Source organism: Rhodophyticola porphyridii (assembly GCF_003688285.1).
In the GTDB taxonomy this organism is placed as follows: Bacteria; Pseudomonadota; Alphaproteobacteria; order Rhodobacterales; family Rhodobacteraceae; genus Rhodophyticola; species Rhodophyticola porphyridii.
On record NZ_RCNT01000001.1, the window covers coordinates 799,202 to 818,333 of the forward strand.

18 protein-coding genes, 1 tRNA gene and 1 pseudogene are annotated in these 19,132 nt (G+C 60.5%); 8 read left to right on the top strand and 12 right to left on the bottom strand.

Going from position 1 to position 19,132, the window contains the following annotated elements; translation table 11 throughout:
• Positions 1-23: 23 nt before the first annotated feature.
• Complete coding sequence (locus D9R08_RS04100) at positions 24-1,169, top strand: alpha-D-ribose 1-methylphosphonate 5-triphosphate diphosphatase (protein ID WP_121896848.1); 1,146 nt, start codon at positions 24-26, stop codon at positions 1,167-1,169.
• Entirely contained in the window at positions 1,166-2,041 is an 876-nt protein-coding gene (locus D9R08_RS04105) for a DMT family transporter (RefSeq protein ID WP_233557215.1), read from the top strand. Before D9R08_RS04100 ends, D9R08_RS04105 begins: the two co-directional genes overlap by 4 nt.
• On the opposite strand, the gene D9R08_RS04110 is transcribed toward D9R08_RS04105, so the two are convergent.
• Complete coding sequence (locus D9R08_RS04110) at positions 2,011-2,454, bottom strand: NUDIX domain-containing protein (RefSeq protein ID WP_121896684.1); 444 nt, start codon at positions 2,452-2,454, stop codon at positions 2,011-2,013. The genes D9R08_RS04105 and D9R08_RS04110 overlap by 31 nt on opposite strands.
• Before the next feature lie 90 nt (positions 2,455-2,544).
• On the opposite strand from D9R08_RS04110, the gene D9R08_RS04115 reads away from it, so the two are divergent.
• Positions 2,545-3,273, top strand: coding sequence for an alpha/beta fold hydrolase (locus tag D9R08_RS04115; RefSeq protein WP_121896685.1), 729 nt, complete (start codon positions 2,545-2,547; stop codon positions 3,271-3,273).
• A 24-nt stretch (positions 3,274-3,297) separates the two neighbouring features.
• Here the strand turns inward: D9R08_RS04115 and D9R08_RS04120 are convergent, their stop codons facing one another.
• From D9R08_RS04120 to D9R08_RS04130, 3 genes are all read right to left on the bottom strand, one after another.
• The gene (locus D9R08_RS04120; protein WP_121896686.1) at positions 3,298-4,368 is read right to left on the bottom strand and encodes a 5-(carboxyamino)imidazole ribonucleotide synthase; all 1,071 of its coding nucleotides are present in this window, start codon (positions 4,366-4,368) and stop codon (positions 3,298-3,300) included.
• Positions 4,361-4,849: a 5-(carboxyamino)imidazole ribonucleotide mutase gene (gene purE, locus D9R08_RS04125; protein ID WP_121896687.1), complete on the bottom strand. Its 489-nt coding sequence runs from the start codon at positions 4,847-4,849 to the stop codon at positions 4,361-4,363. The genes D9R08_RS04120 and purE overlap by 8 nt, the downstream gene beginning before the upstream one ends.
• Positions 4,850-5,007: 158 nt before the next feature.
• The gene (locus tag D9R08_RS04130; RefSeq protein ID WP_121896850.1) at positions 5,008-5,226 is read right to left on the bottom strand and encodes a YdcH family protein; all 219 of its coding nucleotides are present in this window, start codon (positions 5,224-5,226) and stop codon (positions 5,008-5,010) included.
• Between the two features lie 176 nt (positions 5,227-5,402).
• On the opposite strand from D9R08_RS04130, the gene D9R08_RS04135 reads away from it, so the two are divergent.
• Complete coding sequence (locus tag D9R08_RS04135; RefSeq protein ID WP_121896688.1) at positions 5,403-5,831, top strand: Hsp20 family protein; 429 nt, start codon at positions 5,403-5,405, stop codon at positions 5,829-5,831.
• Positions 5,824-6,051: a DUF1150 family protein gene (locus tag D9R08_RS04140; RefSeq protein WP_121896689.1), complete on the top strand. Its 228-nt coding sequence runs from the start codon at positions 5,824-5,826 to the stop codon at positions 6,049-6,051. Before D9R08_RS04135 ends, D9R08_RS04140 begins: the two co-directional genes overlap by 8 nt.
• Positions 6,052-6,354: 303 nt before the next feature.
• Here the strand turns inward: D9R08_RS04140 and D9R08_RS04145 are convergent, their stop codons facing one another.
• Together D9R08_RS04145 and D9R08_RS04150 are read right to left on the bottom strand one after the other, a co-directional pair.
• Positions 6,355-6,864, bottom strand: coding sequence for a LysE family transporter (locus tag D9R08_RS04145; protein ID WP_121896690.1), 510 nt, complete (start codon positions 6,862-6,864; stop codon positions 6,355-6,357).
• 346 nt (positions 6,865-7,210) lie between these two features.
• Positions 7,211-7,402 (bottom strand): annotated as a pseudogene (locus D9R08_RS04150) (DDE-type integrase/transposase/recombinase); the annotation flags it as partial.
• A gap of 124 nt (positions 7,403-7,526) precedes the next feature.
• On the opposite strand from D9R08_RS04150, the gene D9R08_RS04155 reads away from it, so the two are divergent.
• From D9R08_RS04155 to D9R08_RS04160, 3 genes are all read left to right on the top strand, one after another.
• Positions 7,527-7,928, top strand: a complete 402-nt coding sequence (locus D9R08_RS04155) for a hypothetical protein (protein ID WP_121896692.1) — start codon at positions 7,527-7,529, stop codon at positions 7,926-7,928.
• A gap of 1,162 nt (positions 7,929-9,090) precedes the next feature.
• Complete coding sequence (locus tag D9R08_RS18860) at positions 9,091-9,789, top strand: hypothetical protein (RefSeq protein WP_233557216.1); 699 nt, start codon at positions 9,091-9,093, stop codon at positions 9,787-9,789.
• Positions 9,786-12,089, top strand: coding sequence for a UvrD-helicase domain-containing protein (locus D9R08_RS04160; RefSeq protein ID WP_121896693.1), 2,304 nt, complete (start codon positions 9,786-9,788; stop codon positions 12,087-12,089). Before D9R08_RS18860 ends, D9R08_RS04160 begins: the two co-directional genes overlap by 4 nt.
• A 143-nt stretch (positions 12,090-12,232) precedes the next feature.
• Here the strand turns inward: D9R08_RS04160 and D9R08_RS04165 are convergent, their stop codons facing one another.
• The 6 genes from D9R08_RS04165 to ychF form a co-directional block, all read right to left on the bottom strand.
• Positions 12,233-14,317 carry a DUF3363 domain-containing protein gene (locus D9R08_RS04165; RefSeq protein WP_121896694.1) on the bottom strand — a complete coding sequence of 695 codons (2,085 nt, stop codon included), beginning with the start codon at positions 14,315-14,317 and terminating at the stop codon, positions 12,233-12,235.
• Positions 14,318-15,056: 739 nt separating this feature from the next.
• A complete protein-coding gene (locus D9R08_RS04170; protein WP_121896695.1) occupies positions 15,057-16,325 on the bottom strand; it encodes a DUF6538 domain-containing protein in 1,269 nt (422 codons plus the stop codon).
• A 142-nt stretch (positions 16,326-16,467) separates the two neighbouring features.
• Positions 16,468-16,557 (bottom strand) — tRNA-Ser (locus D9R08_RS04175).
• 278 nt (positions 16,558-16,835) lie between these two features.
• Positions 16,836-17,306 (bottom strand): hypothetical protein, encoded by a 471-nt coding sequence (locus D9R08_RS04180; protein ID WP_121896696.1) that lies wholly within the window; start codon positions 17,304-17,306, stop codon positions 16,836-16,838.
• A gap of 99 nt (positions 17,307-17,405) precedes the next feature.
• The gene (locus D9R08_RS04185) at positions 17,406-17,831 is read right to left on the bottom strand and encodes a hypothetical protein (RefSeq protein ID WP_121896697.1); all 426 of its coding nucleotides are present in this window, start codon (positions 17,829-17,831) and stop codon (positions 17,406-17,408) included.
• Between the two features lie 201 nt (positions 17,832-18,032).
• Positions 18,033-19,130, bottom strand: coding sequence for a redox-regulated ATPase YchF (gene ychF, locus D9R08_RS04190; protein ID WP_121896851.1), 1,098 nt, complete (start codon positions 19,128-19,130; stop codon positions 18,033-18,035).
• Positions 19,131-19,132: the final 2 nt, after the last annotated feature.

Below are 19,132 nucleotides of genomic sequence, written 5' to 3' on the forward strand. Positions count from 1 at the left end.
TGAAATGGCGCACCACGCGGTTCATGACGCTGACGCCTCTTCGCCTTGTGAATGCCACCGTGCTGCGGCCCGGTGGTCTCGACACCGATCCGATCAGTCTCTGCGGCGGACGGATCGCGACCGATGGCGGGCGCGAGGTGGATCTGTCAGGATATCTGATCCTGCCCGGTATCGTCGATATCCATGGCGATGCGTTCGAGCGGCATCTGGCTCCGCGCCGCGGGGCGGTCACCGATCCGCGCGCGGGCTTGCCTGCGTTGGAGGCGGAACTTTCCGCCAACGGGATCACCACCGCATGGCTGGCTCAGTTCTGGAGCTGGGAGGGCGGCATGCGCAGCCCCGACTTTGCCGCCAGCCTCTGCGCGGCGCTCGAACGCTATCAGGCCATTCTGGACATACGGGTGCAGTTGCGGCTGGAACTCGGCTGTCATGATGCGTTCGAAGCGGCAAGCGACCTGATTGCGCGCTACGGGATCGGCTATGTGGTTCTGAACGATCATCTGCCGCACGAGGCCTTGGCCGCCGGCAAGCGCCCGCCCCGGCTGGAAGGGCAGGCGCTCAAATCCCGCCGGTCTCCCGCCGATCATCTGGCGCTGATGCAGCGTCTGCATGCGGAGATGCCTGTGGCCCGCACCCGGCTCGCCGCTTTGGCCGCGGATCTGAAAGACCGCGATGTGATCCTTGGCAGCCATGATGATCATGATGCGGAAACCCGCGCCTGGTATCGCGGCCTTGGTGTCGATATCTCCGAATTCCCGACCAGCGAGGCCGCCGCTGTGGCGGCACAGGCGGCGGGCGACCCCGTGGTCATGGGTGCCCCGAACGCCCTGCGCGGCGGGAGCCACGCCCGAGGTGTCTCGGCGGCGGCGCTGATCGGGATGGGCGCGGTGAGCGCGCTGGCCTCGGATTATCATTACCCGGCGCTGGCCCAATCGGCCTTCCGGTTGGCGGAAACGGGCCTGCCTCTGGCGGAAGCCTGGGCACTGATCTCTATCAACCCGGCGCGGATGATGGGGTTGAACGACCGCGGCGATCTGGCCGCCGGTCAGCGGGCCGATCTTGTGATCGTCGAAACCGCGACCATGCGCATTGCGGGCACCATCGCGAACGGGCAGATCGCCCACCTGGCCGGTCCGTTGGCCCACCGACTGATCGGCGGTGATGCATGAGCCCGGTTCTGCGTCTGGGCGTTCTGACGACGCTCGTCATGATCGCTTTCGCGGCCAATTCGATCTTGAATCGTCTGGCGGTCGGAGGCGCGTACATCGGTGCGCTGGAATTTTCCCTGATCCGCGTTGTGGCGGGGGCGGCCATGTTGTGCGCGCTGGTTCTGTTCCGGGGCGGGCGCCTGCCGCTGCTGGCGCGCGGCCGGATCGCCGGCGCGCTCTGGCTCAGTCTCTATCTCCTCGGCTTTTCGGTTGCCTACACCAGTCTGGATGCGGGTCTTGGCGCGCTGATCCTGTTCGGTGTCGTCCAGATCACGATGTTTGCGGGCGGCGTGATCGGCGGAGACAAGCCGCCGCTGCGGCGTTGGATCGGCGCTGGTCTGGCGCTTGTCGGGCTGACATGGCTGATCTGGCCGGCAGGCACAGTCATGGTGCCCGGTATCGCCGCTGCGGCGATGGCCGCGGCCGGGCTGGGCTGGGGCCTCTATTCCCTGGCCGGACGCAAGGCGCGGGAGCCGCTACCCGACACGGCCGCGAACTTCCTTCTGGCGGTGCCGATCTGCTGGCTGCCGGTGCTGCTGTGGCCCGCCGAGCCTGATGCCGTGAGCACGACGGCGACCGGTACTTCGCTGGCGATTGTGGCGGGCGCGATCACATCGGGGCTTGGCTACGCGCTCTGGTACGGCGTTCTGCCACGGCTTGGCGCGTCGGTCGGCGGGCTGGTGCAACTGACCGTGCCGGTGATCGCCATCGTCGGGGGCATGCTGCTTCTGGGTGAAGAGATCACCTTGCGGCTCGTGGCGGCAAGCGCACTGGTTCTGGGCGGGATCGCCTATGGGCTGTTTCAGCGCAGGATCGGCTCCAGCGGATCGTAGAGCAGACTTTCCCCCCAGACGGCATCGGCGAGGCTGTCGGGTTTCACGCGCAGACCCGCAAGCTCGTCCCGGGTGACCAGACGGCGCTTGTTCACAACGCCTTCGGGGTCGATCCAGCCATCGGAGAGCTGGCCTGCTTCATAGATGACGTGAAAATAGATATCGACCTGATGAAAATCGCCCGCGGGATCGTGGAATTCATTGACCAGACAGGGCGCGCCGACGCCAACCGTCAGCCCGGTTTCCTCATGAAACTCGCGGACCAGATTTGCCGGAAGCGACGTGCCGGGCTCCACCCCGCCACCCGGCGCGCACCACAGATCCGACCCGTCACGCCACGCATTCACCAGCAAAAGCCGGTTATCCAGAAGAAGAAGGCCGCGAACGGCAAGGCGGGGGCGGCGCGTTGACATCGCGGCGATCGTGCCCCGTGACGCAACGGCGATGCAAGAGGCGCAATTTCCATACTCGCAGTGGCGTCCGTTCATGCCTAGATTGTGCGCATGCGTGTTTTGGTTGCCCTTCTTGTTCTGTTCTTTCTGTCCGCGGTCCCGGCGCGGGCGGAATGCGTGGTGCTGCTGCATGGGCTGGCGCGCGGGGCCGCGTCCCTTGCGGTGATGGAGGAGGCGCTGGAAGCCGCGGGATATCAGGTGGTCAACCAGAGCTACCCGTCGACCCGCGCCTCGATCTCGGAACTCGCACCTGTCACGATCCTGCCGGCCATGGCGCGGTGCGGGGCCGAAAAGGTGCATTTCGTGACCCATTCCATGGGCGGCATTCTGGTGCGCTACTGGCTGTCGCGGCACCGGCCCGTCCGGTTGGGGCGGGTGGTGATGCTGGCGCCGCCCAATAGCGGATCGGAACTGGTGGACGTGTTGGGCGCGCTGGAGCCTTTCGAATGGCTGAACGGCCCGTCCGGGATGCAACTGGGAACCGGCGAGGACGCCCTGCCAAACCGGTTGCCATCGGTGGATTTCGAGCTTGGGGTGATCGCGGGCGACCGGACCCTCAATCCGGTTTACTCCGCCCTGATCGAAGGGGCGGATGACGGAAAGGTCGCCGTGGCCAGTACCCGCGTGGCCGGCATGAATGACCATATCGTACTGCCGGTGACCCATACATTCATGATGAACAACCCCCTTGTGATTGCCGAGGTGATCACATTTCTCGAAACCGGCGCCTTCGATCACGACATGGACATCTTCGACGCGATCGAAGGGTTCGTGGAGTAGCCGCGGAGAGGGGTGTCGGCGGGCTCAGGCCGGGCCTGTCACGCGGTTGACATGGCCCATTTTGCGGCCCGGGCGGGTTTCGGCCTTGCCGTAGAGATGGATCTGGGTGCCGGGCTGCGCCGCAAGTCGGAGGCCCTCGTCGATCTGGTCGCCGATGAGGTTTTCCATCACGACGTTGGCGTGTCGCGCACCGTCGCCAAGTGGCCAGCCGGTGATGGCGCGGATATGCTGCTCGAACTGATCGACGGCGCATCCGGCCTGGGTCCAATGGCCGGAATTGTGCACGCGCGGGGCGATCTCGTTCACCACGAGACCCTGGGGCGTCACAAAAAGCTCCACTCCCAGAACACCGGTATATTCAAGCGCATTCAGGATGCGCGAGGCGATCAGAATCGCATCGGTCTTGAGGCTGGACGGAATCGCCGCCGGAACCGTCGTGGTGGCGAGGATGCCGTCCTGATGCACATTCTCGCCCGGATCATAGGCGGCGATGCTGCCATCGAGCCCGCGCGCGGCGATGACAGAAATTTCGCGGCTGAAGGCGACGAAGCCTTCGACAATCGCGGGCGCGCCGTTGAGGATGGCCACCGCCTCTTCGGCCTGATCGGGAGTAGCGATGCGTGCCTGACCCTTGCCGTCATAGCCGAAGCGCCGGGTCTTCAGAATGGCGGGCGTGCCGGTGACGGCAAGTGCGTCGGGCAGATCGGCGGCGGTCCCGACGGGCGCGAAAGGCGCAGTGCGGAGACCCAGATCGGTCAGAAATGTCTTTTCCGCCAGCCGGTCCTGGCTGACCTCCAGCGCGCGCCGGTCGGGGTACAATGCTGCATCGCGGGCAAGGTGATCGAGCGCGGAGGCAGGAATATTCTCGAATTCGAAGGTGACGACATCGCAGGAGGCCGCAAAAGCGCGGAGCGCGTCGGTATTGTCATAGGCCGCCATGGTCCGGGCGGCGGCCACATCCGCGGCGGGGGCCGCGCCAGGTTCATAGATATGGGCCTTGTATCCCAGACGTGCTGCGGCCATGGCCAGCATCCGGCCCAGTTGGCCGCCACCCAGAATGCCGACGGTGCTGCCCTGCGGGAGCGGTTCAGTCATCTTGCGGTGTCTCGGGAATGGAGGCCGAAAGAGATGCGCGCCAGTCGTCGAGACGCGCGGCAAGTCTCGGGTCCGACAGCGCGAGGATTTCGGCGGCCAACAGCCCGGCATTGGCTGCGCCACCGGCACCGATCGCCATGGTGGCAACGGGATAGCCGCGCGGCATCTGCAGGATCGAATAAAGACTGTCGACGCCCGAGAGCGCCTTGGTCTGCACCGGCACGCCGATCACCGGGAGCCGGGTCTTGGATGCCATCATGCCCGGCAGATGGGCCGCGCCGCCCGCACCCGCAATGATCACCTTCAGTCCCCTGTCCACGGCGGTCGCCCCATACTCCCAAAGCCGCTCGGGCGTGCGATGGGCGGAGACGATGCGGACCTCATGGGCCACGCCGAGCGTGTCGAGAATATCGGCGGCCTCTCGCATGGTGGGCCAGTCCGACTGGCTGCCCATGATGATGCCAATTTGGATGTCATCCATGATCGTAAAGGCCCCTTCGGCGGATCTGAGAGCGCGATGCCGCCCGTGGTGCAGGCCCGGTGCATCGGTTTCCTCGTCTGAGTTCGGTGCGATGCTCTATCTTTTTGATTTTACGTGCAAGATGGTCTGCCCTCGGTTTCACCTTTTTGGCCCGCGCCTCAGGCAATGATGTCGGGGGTGAGTTCATCCTCGATCCGGGCGATCCGGTCTTTGAGCGCCAGCTTCTGCTTTTTCAGCCGCTTCAGCGTCAGCTGGTCGGGCATGGCGCGTTCCGACAGGGCCGCAATCGCGTCATCCAGATCGCGGTGTTGACGGCGCAGCACTTCAAGCTTCACGCGCAACACCTCTTCATGGGTCATCTCGGTGGGGGCGTTCATGAACCGGCCTTGATGGGATTCGTCTCGGTAGCGCTTCAAGATAGCGACAAATCTGCGTGACGCAAAGCGTTGCCGCCCTTGCAGCGGTGGCCAGAGCGCCCCATATTCTTCAATGACAGGGCTGCCGAATGCGGGGCCCGGATACGCAGATCGCTTGAGCTTTGAGGATGTGCCCGATGACGAAACTGACCCTTGGATCGCACCCTTTCCTTCTGGGTTTCGATCAGCTGGAACGCTTGGTGGAACGTACCGCGAAATCCGGCAATGACGGATATCCGCCTTACAATATCGAACAGAAGGGCGAAAATGCCTATCGGATCACCCTCGCCGTAGCCGGGTTTGCGGAAGAGGATCTGTCCATCACGGTCGAGGACCGTCAGCTGATGGTGCGCGGGCGCCAGGCCGAGGAAGACCACGAGAGGATGTTCCTGCATCGCGGCATCGCGGCGCGTCAGTTCCAGCGGTCTTTCGTTCTGGCAGAGGGAGTCGAGGTTGCCGGGGCGGCGATGGAACATGGTCTGCTGCACGTGGATCTGGCCCGCGTGGTGCCTGACAAGGTGGTGCAGAATATCGAGATCAAAACCGGAGGTAAGAGCAATGTTTGAACAGAATGATGCCGCCCGGACCGTGGGTCAGCCTATCGTCTACATCCGGCAGGTCGCCGTGGCCGACCTGCCGAGGGAGCTGCGCAAACAGGCAGCGGGGCTGGACAAGCTCTATGCGATCGGCAGCGAGACCGGAGAGCAGCTTGCCCTTGTGAGAGACCGCAAGATGGCCTTCATCGTCGCGCGCCAGAACGACATGACGCCGGTCAGCGTGCACTGACATCGGCGGCACCAATGTGTGTGGGAAGGGACGCTCTTAACAACTGTATCTGTTAGGCGGCCGGGGCGCCCATTTCTGACGGCTTTTGCATAGTGTGTTTGCGATGGTGACGAGCTTTCTGACAATGGCGGTCATGATCACTTTGTGCGGCTTACCAGCCTTGCGGAGGCGATCTGCGAAGGACTTCAGGCTTGGGTTGTGATGTGCCGCCTGACAGATACAGTTGTTGGGGTTCTATCCAGGCATTGCCAGACATTCACCCCGGTACTTTCCGCAATCTAGCAAAGAGAGACTGTAAAGCGTTCAGCAGAAAACCTGCTGCCGCCGACCCGAAGACGGCAGCGAAAACGCTCTCGAAGGCTCGCCGAAAACGGCAGTACCCTCGGCAACAGGCGGATGCGAGAACATCACCGCCAACCCGACGAAGATGAGAATGCTCTGGAGTACCACCGCCCCGGTAGTCAGGAGTACAGTCCCGGTCGTCGCACCGACCTGTAGACCGAATGCGTAGAGCGCTCCGAAGAACAGGATCGCTTTTGGGTTTGTCAGGTGGATCAGGAGGCCACGCATGTAGCTCCCTGTGGTTCTTGGGTTTGGTTGAGTGCCATTGACTGCGCGGGTGCGAAAGGCCGCCCTAGCGGGTTTGAACGCCAGCCAACCCAGATAGGCAGCGGCCGCAAACCTCAATCCGACTATTGCCCATTCACTGGCTAGAATGATGGCGCTCATCCCGCCCGCTGCGACCGCAGACCAGATGCAGGATCCCGTCGCGACGCCGAGAACCAGTGCAACGCCTGCCTGCCGGCCGGCCATGCAGCATTGCCTCGCGGGAGATGGCCAGAGTGACCGGACCAGGGCTCGCCTGTGCAACGAGGGCAGCGGCAAGGACGGGAGCGAGCAGGAGAAGGATCTCGGTTAACCTTCTCAGAAACCACCTTGTTGTCGACGTCACTCCGCAAGATGCAGTGACTGCATTGTTGGGGGCAAACGAATATGAGGTCGAGATACAAGGGCAGACTTGCGACGCCTATTATCTAGGGTGGTGCAGTGGCTTCAGGCTCGACCCGGACTCGCTCTACGTGTGTTATGCAGAAAATGGTAATATATCTTCAGCCGGGCACATCCAGCATTGAGCTATGCGCCTTCACCGGACGCTTACGCGCAACCGATCCGTCCATGCGAAGGACGTTAACTGCGATCCCTGATCGGTGTTCATGATCTCGGGACTGCCGAACTTGTGGGCTGCTTCGTTCAACGCCTCGACACAGAAGTCGGCTTCCAGCGTGTTCGAGATGCGCCAGACCAGCACCTTGCGGGTAAACCAGTCGATGATCGCGACCAGATAGAGGAAAGTAAGCCTGCTTTATGGTAGCTTGGCACGCGGTAGCGACTTCTAGTGCGCGCGGCCGCACAGAAATTGAACTACTCGGGGCAGATCAATGAAGGAACATCGCTCACTTGTCGCAAGCATAGTCATGGCCACGACAGGCTTTTCTGTTGCTCATGCAAACGCTGAGCTGGTGGCACACTGTGGCGCGTCGGAGGGGCGTGGCTACTTTTTCTTTGATGAGCTCTTCAATCCAAATGGTCCAGCCTGGGAGACTGATGGCATTAGCGGCGGACGCATCATTCTCGTTCGCGAGGGTGACAACTGGGATATTCTTTTCGGTGATGCCGTCGGCAGCTTTGGTTATCGGCAGGATGGCGCAACCGTCGTCCTCTTGAGCAACACCGGCGACTACATCACTGTTGGAGCGTTCACCGAAAATTATGTCGAGACCTACACTTTCAATCTCAGAGACAACGAGGTGGTTTGGACATGCCACAAGACAGGCCCCATACCCAAGGTGGCTATCTACCGCGCGGATTGCGGCTAGAAGGTCCAACGTCACCTCTCAATGCAAAGTCAGACTATCGAACGTTGTCTTTTCAAAGATATAACCCGCCTTTGGGTGACCGAAAACCAAAGGAGGCGCCATGCCCGGACCTGACCCCGACCGCCTCTTGATCGAGGAACATAACCCTCGCTTCGCTCGCGTCTGCTTTCAGGCCTATGACTGGACCGGGAACAACGGGAATCGCCGCAAGCGGGCCATGGCCATCCTGCGCCGCCTTCGCTGGGGAACGTGGCGGTGTCGGGGCTGCGGCGATGAACTGCCCGACTATGTGAGGGCCGACGCGCTCTATTGCGGGAACAAGTGTCGAAAGAAGGCGGCGCGGGAACGGCGGGCAGCGCGCTCTGCGGGGTGCTGCGACGCCTGACCGCACGGGCTTAGGTTCCCGCGAATTACGGGGCAGTCCGCGCCACGCTGGGGGATATTGTGGGGGATAAGATTTGGGGTAATTCGGAATTCCTATTGAAAATCATTTACTTAAAATGATGGTATGGCGGAGACGAAGTCCGAAAGTTATTGTTTATCAGTTACTTAAGTGATTGATTTTGCTGGGCGCGGGATTTCTGAGTGTTGCGGATTGTGCAGCAAAGTGTGTAGCAAAGATGGCGTGTGTGTCGTTTTGAAGGGCGAAGCTTAGCTTGCGTCACCTTCCGGTCTATACCCATTGGCTTGCAACCGTGCGGCGAAGCAGGTCCATTTCAACCACTGCTAACCTAGGCTAGTGTCCCGAAGTCGCTGATCCTCAAAGGGCGTTTCCAGGTTCATAACGGACGGGTAGTGGCCCTCCGCAGATCGCAATCTGAACAGCAACCTCAAAGGCAAACCGCGAACACAACCAGGCGAGTAGCCAACTCAGTGTTGCAGCAGGTCCCAACAATGTGGATGATCTGCGGAAATCAAAACGAAGCGCAACAGCCACTCTTGGCGCGAGGTTTGCTTGCATAACGGGTCATAGAGATTGTCCACAATTCACCGTCCAAACCTTCGCAGGCCAACATACGGTTCCATTACGCAAGGTACTGTTTTCTCGTGCGCCCACGCCGCAAGATACGAGGGATGTGAGGTTTTCGGACTGGCTATAACCGCACGATGTGACGTCGCGCAGCAGAAATACCCTGTATTAAACTACTTGCCAGTAGTTAGTTTGGCGGACTGGTTGCGACGAGATGGCTTGGACATACTTGCCGAAACAGAGGGAAATGAACAAGACGGCCAACTCAGAAAGATGCTCCGCCAAGCTAATGTCTCCGAAACCCTACCGTTATCTGTACCGTTAGAGCGGATCGCAGAATTAAATTTTCCTTTAGACCAAGGAAGCAAAGCTGAGAAGGCAGCAGCAACTCGATTTCACTCTCTGGTTCAAGAAATATCTGAGTTCGACACCCTTCGAGACAAGGGAACTGATGCACAATATAATTGGTTCTGCCAAAACCGGAAACCAAAAGTTGTTGAAATTGTTAAACGCTTGAGCAGGCACGCTGTACTAGGACACTATCTTTTTGAAACACTTTCTTACGAAGGTGAGTTCTCCCAGGGATACGTTTGTCTACTTCGTGAAGTTAACACCCTCCCGAGAACAATCGCGGAGCGATTGGGCGCTGGGCTTGATCGGGCAAGCTACGACAGTCTGTGTGGTGGTGATCGCCACAGCACCATGTCACTACAGATAGGAAACGACGATCTTGCGATGCCGATAGCCGAGATTGCCTCACCCACTATGGAGCATGTTCTACAAGTATTCTCTAACCTGTTTGGGAGGATCGGCATAGCTGATCCAGACGAAGAAGTCATTGGCGGAATTGTCGATGCTTGTGTAGTGGAAAGCTCAGGAGAGCAAGGATGAAGTACATTTGCATAGATGATGGCGCCGTAGCCGAGCTTGTCTCTGGCAGACAATTTCAGTCAATTGATTTTGAAGAAGGTGCTGATCTGATCAAATCACTTTCTGGCATCGGTGCCTTCATGGTCAAGAGTGGTCGAATTACGCATTTTCAGGACTCGGATGGAGTATTCGTTTGCACGGCTGGCGCATGGAAGAAGAAGAAATATTTGCTCATTGACTGTGAGCAATCCCAAATTTTCTCTCAATTGCCGAAGAGCGACTCTCTCGTTTCATTTCAGAAGCTGCTACGATTCTGCACCAAGCTATGGACGAATGGCGTTTATAATCATTCTGAGAAGGTGATCAGCGGAACTTCAAAAGCCGTACTCTTTCCCTTCAATTATTCCGCTAACTCTGGATTTCGCATTGCTATTGAGCGAGAGCCAGCAAAGGAACGTTTAGCCAAAAGGGATATGCATGGCCACTTCTTGCTGGTCTACAAATCTGGAACGTCCGGAGCGGACTCGGCGAAAGAGATCGCAAACGATGGAAATCTAAAAAAGGCGTTTGATAGACTCCCTGACATCTACCGGGAGATTCAGAAGACTGTCTCTGACACCAGTGTGATAGGCGACGGTAACCAGTTGGCGACAACAGACTTGGGTGGATCACCTCCGACATCTCGACCAGCACATTTACCATTTGAGCACTGGGGCCCCCTGCTCACGAACCAACAAAGGAAGTTCATACAGGCTCCTGTTGAAACAGCACATAGGCTGCAGGGACCTGCCGGTACGGGAAAGACACTATCCCTAATTTTGCGCACCATTCATATACTTCGGACAGCGGAAAAAAAGAAGCGGACTTGTCATGCTCTTCTTGTAACCCACAGCGAGGCCACTCGAGAGGCAATTCAGAACACGCTCTCGGTGGTCGACCACGCTCACTTCCAAGATAGAGACAGAAGAACAGAGGCCGTTGCGCTTTCAGTCGAGACCTTAGCATCACTTTGCGCGAACTTCCTAAGTCAGTCGATTAGTGAAACCGAGTTCATTGATCGAGATGCGCAAGACTCGAAGGTCTTACAGGAGCTATATATTGAGCAAGCCATTTCTTCGTCGCGCAAGAGTGATTTTTCCTCGTTCAAGAAACACCTCAGTGGGGAACTTCGAGGTCTATTTGAGGGTACTTCGGACACTGACTTGGCCCCGCTATTTCAGCATGAAATTAGCGTTCTAATCAAAGGCCGAGCCGGGGAGTCGTTCGACATTTACAAGAATTGCCCATCTCTATCTTTTGGATTACCAGTTCGAAATGAAGCTGATAAAGGTTTCATTTTCACGGTTTTTCAGAAGTACCAAGGCCAATTGGCAGCCAATAGCCAGTTCGATACGGACGATGTCGTTATCTCTGCTGTTGGGCAGCTGGATACTCCGATTTGGCGGCGACGGCGAGACCGGGAAGGATATGACTTCATAGCAATCGACGAAACGCATTTGTTCAATATCAATGAGCTACAAGTCTTTCACCATTTTTCGAGAGACGCTGAGCATTTGCCGATATCGTTCACGGTGGATCAGGCGCAGGCGGTTGGAGATCGGGGTTGGGATGATGCAAGTGCATTTTCGGAAGCCCTAGTTGGCGATGAGACAGTGAAAGCCAACGAAACCACCTTTACTGCAGTGTTTAGGAGTTCGCCCGACATTCGTGATTTTTGTCACTCTGTACTTGCATCTGGTGCAACACTTTTCTCGAGTTTTCCTAATACGCTTTCGGGTTCTCAGAGTACTTTTACTAGAGATGATGAAAGGCGGTCACAGGTGATCACCTATGACGAGTACCCGGATGATGAAACAATGTTTGAGGCGGCATTTGTACATGCTGAAGACTTGTTGAAGAAGACTGAATCAACTCGTCCAGAGGTGCTGATAACTAGCTTGTCAGAAGATGTGATCAAAGGTCTACGCTCGATTTCAGAAGCCAAAAACAAGCCTGTGACCATTCTGGATAGGCGAGGCGACTATGTTCGAGTCGAACAAGCGGAGAAGGCTGGGCACATTGTATTGGGGCATGCTGACTTTGTGGGTGGGCTTGAGTTCAATGTGGTCGTGATCGTCGGCGTAGACAAAGGACGCGTTCCATTTGAAGGGGAAGCCGAAGATTCAAACTCACGGAGTTTCTTGTCATATGTCGCACACAACCGGCTGTATGTCGCTGCTTCGCGAGCGAAATACGCCTTAAGTCTTCTTGGAGTAAAATCGCGAGGACCAAGCAAACTGCTTGATGTTGCTCGCTCCCAGCAGTTGATCAAAGCGTCCTGACTTGGTTTCTGGGAGTAACGCCCAAATTGGCCTTGGGGCCGTCGCTCCAAGCGCTTGGTTTCTCAGTACGTCTCAAAAGCAGGATTGGGGTTTGCTACCTGTATCCGGCACCGTCAAGGAGGTCCCGGCACGTCGCAGGCTGATCACAACCCCAAGCCCCGCTTCCTGCCAAGCATCCAGTCCACACCTCCGCCCGGCAGCCCTACGCCGCCGATCTGTTGCCCCATCCTTCGTTCCAGAGCGTCGTTCCAGGGGACGAGGCTGAAGCCCATGCCGTTGTCGATCATGGCGAAGCGTCCGCTGGGGAGTTGGGTGCTGCCGACCAGTTCTCCGCCGAAGCGGCTGCCGGGTTTGACTTGGGTCCAGTCGCGGCCGCGTTCCGCTGCCATGGCGCGGCCGACCCGGTCGATCTCGCGGGCTTCCAGCCTCTGGACGAGGTCGCGCGGTGCGCGGACGCGGCCTTCATCGAGGTCTCGCACGTCGTTGCGTTGGACGAGGACCTGCTTGCGGCGCTCGATGGCTCGCTTCATCTCCAAGCCGAAGCCTGCCTCTCGCAGATCGGGGCTGCCTTGTCGCATCAACTCCTTGTCGAGCCAGGTCGCGCCGTCATGGGTGACCTGTTTGTCCAGCCCGATTGGTGACAGCATCTCCACCTTCGCGCCGGCGCCGTGCCATTTCCGGTCATATGCAAGTCCGCGCTCGGGGAGGTCCTGCGGGACCTTCCAGTGATCCTCGCTCCAGCGTTCGACGATCCCGGCGCGGCGCAGGGCCTCGAGGCGGCGCACATGGGCGGCGACGAAGCGCTCAGGGTCGGGCGTGACCTTCTCGGCCCGGGCGATCTCGATGTGCCGGGACGGGTGATAGGTACCGCCACTGCCCGTTGCGGCGAGGATGTTTCGGTCGGCGGCACGGGTGTCCGTCGGTGGCGGCGCGGCGGCCACAATCACGCCGCGGCCGATGCCGTCGCAGCGATCCGCGCGAAGCTCGATCTGGTGCACACGCCCGTCCGTGCCGTCGATCACCAGCTGTACCCGGTCGCCATTGCCGTCGCCGGCGAGGTCACGCGCCAGCACCCGGCCGGTGATCCGGTCTCGCAGCTTGTCCCGGTGAACCGCCAGTTGGGATATGCCGCGCGCCTCGTTGAGGTCGTTCCCGTCCAGCGCCCTGTGCATTGACTTGATGATGTCCTCGCGCTCGCCCAGTGCACGCAAGGCACCTTCGGCACGGTCGGAGATGTGCCATTCGCCGGGCCGCACTTCCGTCGCCAGCCCCATCTTCTCGAGCCGCCGGGCGCGGGCGATCAGGAGCGCGCGGTTGCGCTTCATCGTCTCCAGCGTGTCGTGATCCGGGCGCAGATCGGCGAACTCGTTGGCGGCCTCCTGCTCGGCAATCAGCATGCGGTCGAGCCGCGTGAAGCGGTCCGTCTCGATCTCCCGGCGCAGCTGATCGGTCACCTCCAACTCGGTCTGGCGACCCAGTTCCAGCGTCACGATCTCGCTTGCTCGTTCGCGGATGCCATGCGCGATGTAGTCGCCCGCGATGTTCAGGATCTTCCCCTGGTCGGTCACGCCGCGGACCAAAATGTGCGTGTGCGGATGCCCGGTATTGTAGTGATCGACGGCGATCCACTCGAGCCGCGTCTGCAAATCGGCCTCCATCTGGACCATCAGGTCGCGGGTGGTCTGGCGCAGGTCGGAGAGATCGACGCCGACCTCGGCGGAGACGATGAAGCGGAACTGGTGCCGGTCCTCGCGGCCACGGTCGAGAAAATCTCGACCGTCGACGGCGTCCTCAGTCGCGGAATAGACCTTGCCGCGTTCGCCGTCACGCGTGACGCCGTCGCGTTCGAGGTAGCGCACATGCGCGTCCACCGCTTTGGCGCTGACGAAGGACCGCCCGCGTGCCGCGCCGCGCTGCGGGTTCAGCTTCACGATCCGCGCCTTCACCGTCACCCGCCGGGCGCGCGTCCGGCTGCCATCCGGGCCGCGCGACCACGGGTTCCGGCCCTTCAACTCAGCCGCCACTTTGGCACCCCGGCCGCGCGCGTTGAACCGTCCGCTCGCACCCCTCTTTCCGGCCAGCCGGTTCGGATCGCCACCCGCGCGGCGCACGGCCTGGTGTACCTCGGCGAGGAAGCCCTGCGGCTTGCGGCGCACGCGCGGCGGCCTCGGCTGATGGTCCCGGGGTTTGCCGGGACGAATTCGGAACTCGGTCTCGTCGCGGGTCATGGCCTGACGATTGGAGGTGCGTGGGGACGGATCAAGGGCCGTCCGAGGGTCATCGCAGCGTGGCGTGCAAAGACAGGCCCTGGCGTAGGTTGCTCCCCGGTTGCGGCGCCGCGTGGCAGGAAAGAGCATTGAATTCATTGAAGAAAGTGTCGAAGCCTGCCGCACGAAATTCGCACGCCGACCCCGACAGAGTCCAAAAAACAATGTGCAGACAACAGCTTAGGGCCAAAGGCCCGGTCAGCGAGGAACTCGCTTTATCTTGCCATCCCTTCTGTTGTCCTTCGCGGCCCTCCCAGGTGAGCATTTCACGCTCTCCCAAAGGCCCAAACATGCAGACCCGGGCGAAGCTCGTCGACGCATGAGTCGTGATCCGGAAGTGACCGCCCAATTCAGGGCATAGACGACCTATTTCGGTCCAAGGCCGCGCGATCATCCCATCCGATTTACACGCTCTGACAGGCCGCTTTGCGCGGCGCGTTCGCTTGCTCTGCACAAGACGCACGCACCGCCTCATGCTGCTCGACATGGCACCGTCACGCCTATCAACAACGCGCACTGAACCGGCTCAGCCGGTCGATGCCGCGCGGCTCGAGGCGGCCCTTCTGAAGGTCGCCGTGCTGGTCGCGGGGGACCCGGCATTCGCACCGATCTTCGAGCGTCTCGAGGCAGAACTGGCCGCGGCCGTGAAGAAAGAGACGCGGCTTTCGGAGGCGCAGCGACGGGCGCGGGAGCTGCTGGCTCAGAAGGCGATTCGGGCGACGAGTTCGGCAACCTGTTCCAGCGACGCGCCCTTGCCATACCGTTCCCGGTCAAGCCGGTGACCGAAGAGGTCGCGGCGAATACGGTCGTCGATCCCGGCGGCGAGCATCCGGTCCTCGAAGGCATGGCGCAGGGAATACATCGAGTGGCGCGGCGTCTCGAGCAGGCCGTTGGCGCGGAGGAACTTGTTCACGACCGCGCTGAGGGTGGCGCGGTTGCGGTAGCGGGGGAAACCATCAGGGAATTGCTTGAAGGCCTTGAGGGAGACCCCGGTCAGCGGAATCACGCGGCGAGCGTAGTGGCTCTTCAATTGCCGTCCTTTGGGTTCGATCGAGATGTGGGGCACATCACCATCAAGCCGGATCGTGTCCGCCGTGAGCGCTGCGCCCTCGGACGGTCGGTAGCCCGTGTTGATCATGCCAAGCAGCAGCGCGCGGGCCTGACCGTTCAACCCGTCCAGCGCACCGGGGGCGAGGAGCCGGGTCCTGATCCAACCCTCGCTGAATGGCGGGCGCGTCAGCTTTTCGCCCTCCTTGAAGGACAACTCGCCGAGCGGCAGGGACAGGCCCAGCCGCTTCATCGTGTTCACGGTCTTCAACACGTCGCCCAGGTGGATCAGGTCCTTGTTGGCCGAGTTCGCGGTGACCTCACCCGCCTCGATCCGGTCAAGCCAGTGCTGGCGGAAATCCAGCATGTCGTCGCGGGTGATGTTGGCGATCTCCTTGTTTCCGACGACAGCCACGAAGTTCTTCACCGCCTTCTTACGCGGCGCTTCCCAGCGGCGGAGCTGGTCCTCGCTCTTGCCGAGGGTCTTCTCCTTGGCGAGGCCCCAGTACAGTTCCAGCGCCTTGGAGACCGTGATGCGGGGTTCCGCGACGGTGCCGAGAAGGGCGGCGGCTTCCAACGCGTCGGGCTGGTTTGCAGGCGCAGGGATCGCCTCGACGCGCTCGACCACATCTTCGACCGGCAGCTTGGCCACGGCCCCTGCATCCAGATACCGAAAACCCCGAGCCCGCGCGAGGTCGCGGGCGGCTTCATAGCGGGCGTCCGCATCGACGCTGTTCCCGGCCAGGCGCGCCTCCCACGCCTCGATCATCTGGCTCCACGCGCGATCCGCCTTGCTCCGCGCGACGGTCTCCGAGTCGGTGTGCAGGCTGATCCAGACGGTTTCGCGCGGCTCGATCCCCCGATACCGGCGCGGGACGCGGCGGCGGAGGTGATAAAGACGGCCTCGTTTCGCGATGCTCATGGCGGAGAATTCCCCGATTTGTGCAGCAAATTGTGTAGCAAAATGTGCAGCAATTCAAGCGGATCAAACGCCGCCATCAGCGCGATAACGCCGAATTTCGCTCTACTATCATACGGTTACGAGATAGCGATTATGAGGAAAATGGCGGAGACGAAGGGATTCGAACCCTCGAGACGGTTTCCCGCCTACTCCCTTAGCAGGGGAGCGCCTTCGACCACTCGGCCACGTCTCCGCCGACCCGTTTAGCGGAGACCGTGTGGAACACACAAGCCGAAAACACCCCTTCTCATGGTATTTACCGGGGAATGTCCGGGCCTGAAGCGTAATGTCCGGGCCAGTGGGGCCCCGGAGCGCCCGGATGCTGTTGATCCACGTCCTTTGCCCTGCCTCGACCTGAGATCGCCGATGCGTCCGGACGCCCGCCGGTGTGGGGCGCAATGCGGAGCCCTGGTGCCAGCTATCCGACGGGCCGCGCGGTCGGCCGGTCTCCTGCCGCGCGGCCCCGGGTGTTCAGACGGTTTCCAGTTCCTTGCCGCGGGCCATGGCGGCGGCCTGCACATCGGCGGGCAGTGGCACGCGCCAACTGGTTTCGGGATCCCGGCCCACGCTTTCATCGACGAAGGCGTTGTCGAAGGTGATGTTCACATTCTGCCAGACATTCTTGTACTCCTCGGGCAGGAACTTCTTGACGACAAACAGGGTGGGCCGCCGGTCGCCGAAGGCGGAGCGCTGGATCAGGAGGCCTTCGGGCGCAACGATCCCCCGGCTGGCCAGAGCCTCGTCATTCAGGAGAACATCGAAAACGAAACGCGGGCGTTCAACGGGGGAAAGTGCACTCATCTCTGTCATGAGCGCCTTGAATTCGGGCGTGGTGACGAAGTCGATGATCTCGTCATAGGTGGCGCGCATCACGTGGGCGAGCTCGTCACGGTCATAGGCAAGGCCATCATAGCCCGTATAGGGCAGGGTCTGAGGTGTCATGGGGTATCTCCCGTGCAAATTTGTGCAAAATCTGGTTGGGCGGCACCCGCCAGAATGCCGGGCGCCGCTGTTGAAATCCGAAAGGGTGGAAAGAACCGCTTAGGTCGAAAACCCGCCGCAGCCGCAGACCGTGGCCGCACCGCCGCCGGCGCAGGCGCCCCAGCCAAGTGGATCGGTATCGGGAATCCGGTCCAGCTTCGGGGTCACTTCGAAGCGGAGGCCATTGACCTTGTCCTCGAACACCCTGCTGGTGAGACGGAAATCCTCGGGAATATCGGCGCCCGCCTTGCGCAACCCCTCGATCGTCAGCATTTCGCCGACCTTCTCCATGCCTGCGCCATCAGCGGCCTCGTCGCGGGCCACGCGCATACGCTCGATGAACTCCGGCGCCGTGATGGTCTCGATCACATTGCTGGTGATCTTGACCAGACGCTCCCGGTCAAGCTGCGCCTTGATCTCGGCGCGTTCCGCGTCGACCTTGGCCATGCGATCTTCCAGTTTCGATTGAATTTTGGCGTTTGCCATTTTGAAGTCTCCTTTGCTGAAAATGGCAACTCAAGGCTGTGATGCAAAAAAAAGGCGAAATACGCCAAGCGCCACGTAACAAAATTGCCCAAGTTGCGACCTGAGGCTCAGAAAATTATCGATTCGATAGGTTAATACCGCAGATTATGTCCGCAATCGGCGAAAACACGCCGAGATCCCAACGCCCTTGCAGGCGGAGAGTCAGGTGTTGAACAAGAAGTGCAGCACATCGCCGTCCTTGACAACATAGCTCTTGCCTTCGGCGCGCATCTTGCCAGCGTCCTTGGCCGGCTGTTCGCCGCCAAGGGCCACGAAATCCTCATACGCGATCGTTTCGGCGCGGATGAAACCCTTCTCGAAATCGCCATGGATCACTCCGGCGGCCTTGGGCGCCGATGTGCCGGCGGTGATCGTCCAGGCGCGGGCTTCTTTCGGGCCGACGGTGAAATAGGTTTCCAGATCCAGCAGTTCGTAGCCCGCTCGGATAAGCCGGTCGAGACCTGCTTCCTCCAACCCCATTTCATCGAGGAACAACTGCGCTTCCTCGGCGTCCAACTGGCTGATCTCTTCCTCGATCCGGGCCGAAATGACCACATGCGCCGCACCCTGTTCGGCGGCCATCTCAGCCACTTCGGCGGAGCGCGCATTGCCGTTTGCCGCGGCCTCCTCCTCCACGTTGCAGACATAGAGGATCGGCTTGGTGGTGAGAAGTTGCAGCCCGGCCCAGGTTTTCGCGTCCTCGGGGTCGACCGCGACCAGACGGGCGGGCTTGCCGTCTTCCAGCATCGCCAGCGCTGCTTTCAGCAACCGCTCCTGCTGGACCGCCTCCTTGTCGCCACCGCGCACTTTCCGCACGATGTTCTGAAGCCGTTTCTCGATCGATTCCATGTCCGCCAGCATCAGCTCGGTCTCGATGGTCTCGGCATCCGCGATCGGGTCGATCCGGCCCTCCACATGGGTCACATCGCCATCCTCGAAGCAGCGCAGCACATGGGCGATGGCGTCGACCTCGCGGATATTGGCCAGGAACTGGTTGCCGAGACCCTCGCCCTTCGATGCGCCCTTCACCAGCCCCGCAATATCCACGAAGGTGATCCGGGTCGGAATGATCTGCTTCGACTTGGCGATCTCCGCCAGCTTTTCAAGCCGGTCATCGGGCACGGCGACATCGCCCACATTCGGCTCGATCGTGCAGAACGGGAAATTCGCCGCCTGCGCCGCGGCGGTGCGTGTCAGCGCGTTGAACAAGGTGGATTTGCCCACATTCGGCAGACCGACGATCCCCATCTTGAAACCCATCT

Bases quoted from the DNA above. Each gene is read 5' to 3' on its own strand.
- D9R08_RS04100 (WP_121896848.1), top strand. From the start codon at position 24: ATGACGCTGACGCCTCTTCGCCTTGTGAATGCCACCGTGCTGCGGCCC.
- D9R08_RS04105 (WP_233557215.1), top strand. From the start codon at position 1,166: ATGAGCCCGGTTCTGCGTCTGGGCGTTCTGACGACGCTCGTCATGATC.
- D9R08_RS04110 (WP_121896684.1), bottom strand. From the start codon at position 2,454: ATGTCAACGCGCCGCCCCCGCCTTGCCGTTCGCGGCCTTCTTCTTCTG.
- D9R08_RS04115 (WP_121896685.1), top strand. From the start codon at position 2,545: ATGCGTGTTTTGGTTGCCCTTCTTGTTCTGTTCTTTCTGTCCGCGGTC.
- D9R08_RS04120 (WP_121896686.1), bottom strand. From the start codon at position 4,368: ATGACTGAACCGCTCCCGCAGGGCAGCACCGTCGGCATTCTGGGTGGC.
- purE (WP_121896687.1), bottom strand. From the start codon at position 4,849: ATGGATGACATCCAAATTGGCATCATCATGGGCAGCCAGTCGGACTGG.
- D9R08_RS04130 (WP_121896850.1), bottom strand. From the start codon at position 5,226: ATGAACGCCCCCACCGAGATGACCCATGAAGAGGTGTTGCGCGTGAAG.
- D9R08_RS04135 (WP_121896688.1), top strand. From the start codon at position 5,403: ATGACGAAACTGACCCTTGGATCGCACCCTTTCCTTCTGGGTTTCGAT.
- D9R08_RS04140 (WP_121896689.1), top strand. From the start codon at position 5,824: ATGTTTGAACAGAATGATGCCGCCCGGACCGTGGGTCAGCCTATCGTC.
- D9R08_RS04145 (WP_121896690.1), bottom strand. From the start codon at position 6,864: ATGGCCGGCCGGCAGGCAGGCGTTGCACTGGTTCTCGGCGTCGCGACG.
- D9R08_RS04155 (WP_121896692.1), top strand. From the start codon at position 7,527: ATGGCCACGACAGGCTTTTCTGTTGCTCATGCAAACGCTGAGCTGGTG.
- D9R08_RS04160 (WP_121896693.1), top strand. From the start codon at position 9,786: ATGAAGTACATTTGCATAGATGATGGCGCCGTAGCCGAGCTTGTCTCT.
- D9R08_RS04165 (WP_121896694.1), bottom strand. From the start codon at position 14,317: ATGACCCGCGACGAGACCGAGTTCCGAATTCGTCCCGGCAAACCCCGG.
- D9R08_RS04170 (WP_121896695.1), bottom strand. From the start codon at position 16,325: ATGAGCATCGCGAAACGAGGCCGTCTTTATCACCTCCGCCGCCGCGTC.
- D9R08_RS04180 (WP_121896696.1), bottom strand. From the start codon at position 17,306: ATGACACCTCAGACCCTGCCCTATACGGGCTATGATGGCCTTGCCTAT.
- D9R08_RS04185 (WP_121896697.1), bottom strand. From the start codon at position 17,831: ATGGCAAACGCCAAAATTCAATCGAAACTGGAAGATCGCATGGCCAAG.
- ychF (WP_121896851.1), bottom strand. From the start codon at position 19,130: ATGGGTTTCAAGATGGGGATCGTCGGTCTGCCGAATGTGGGCAAATCC.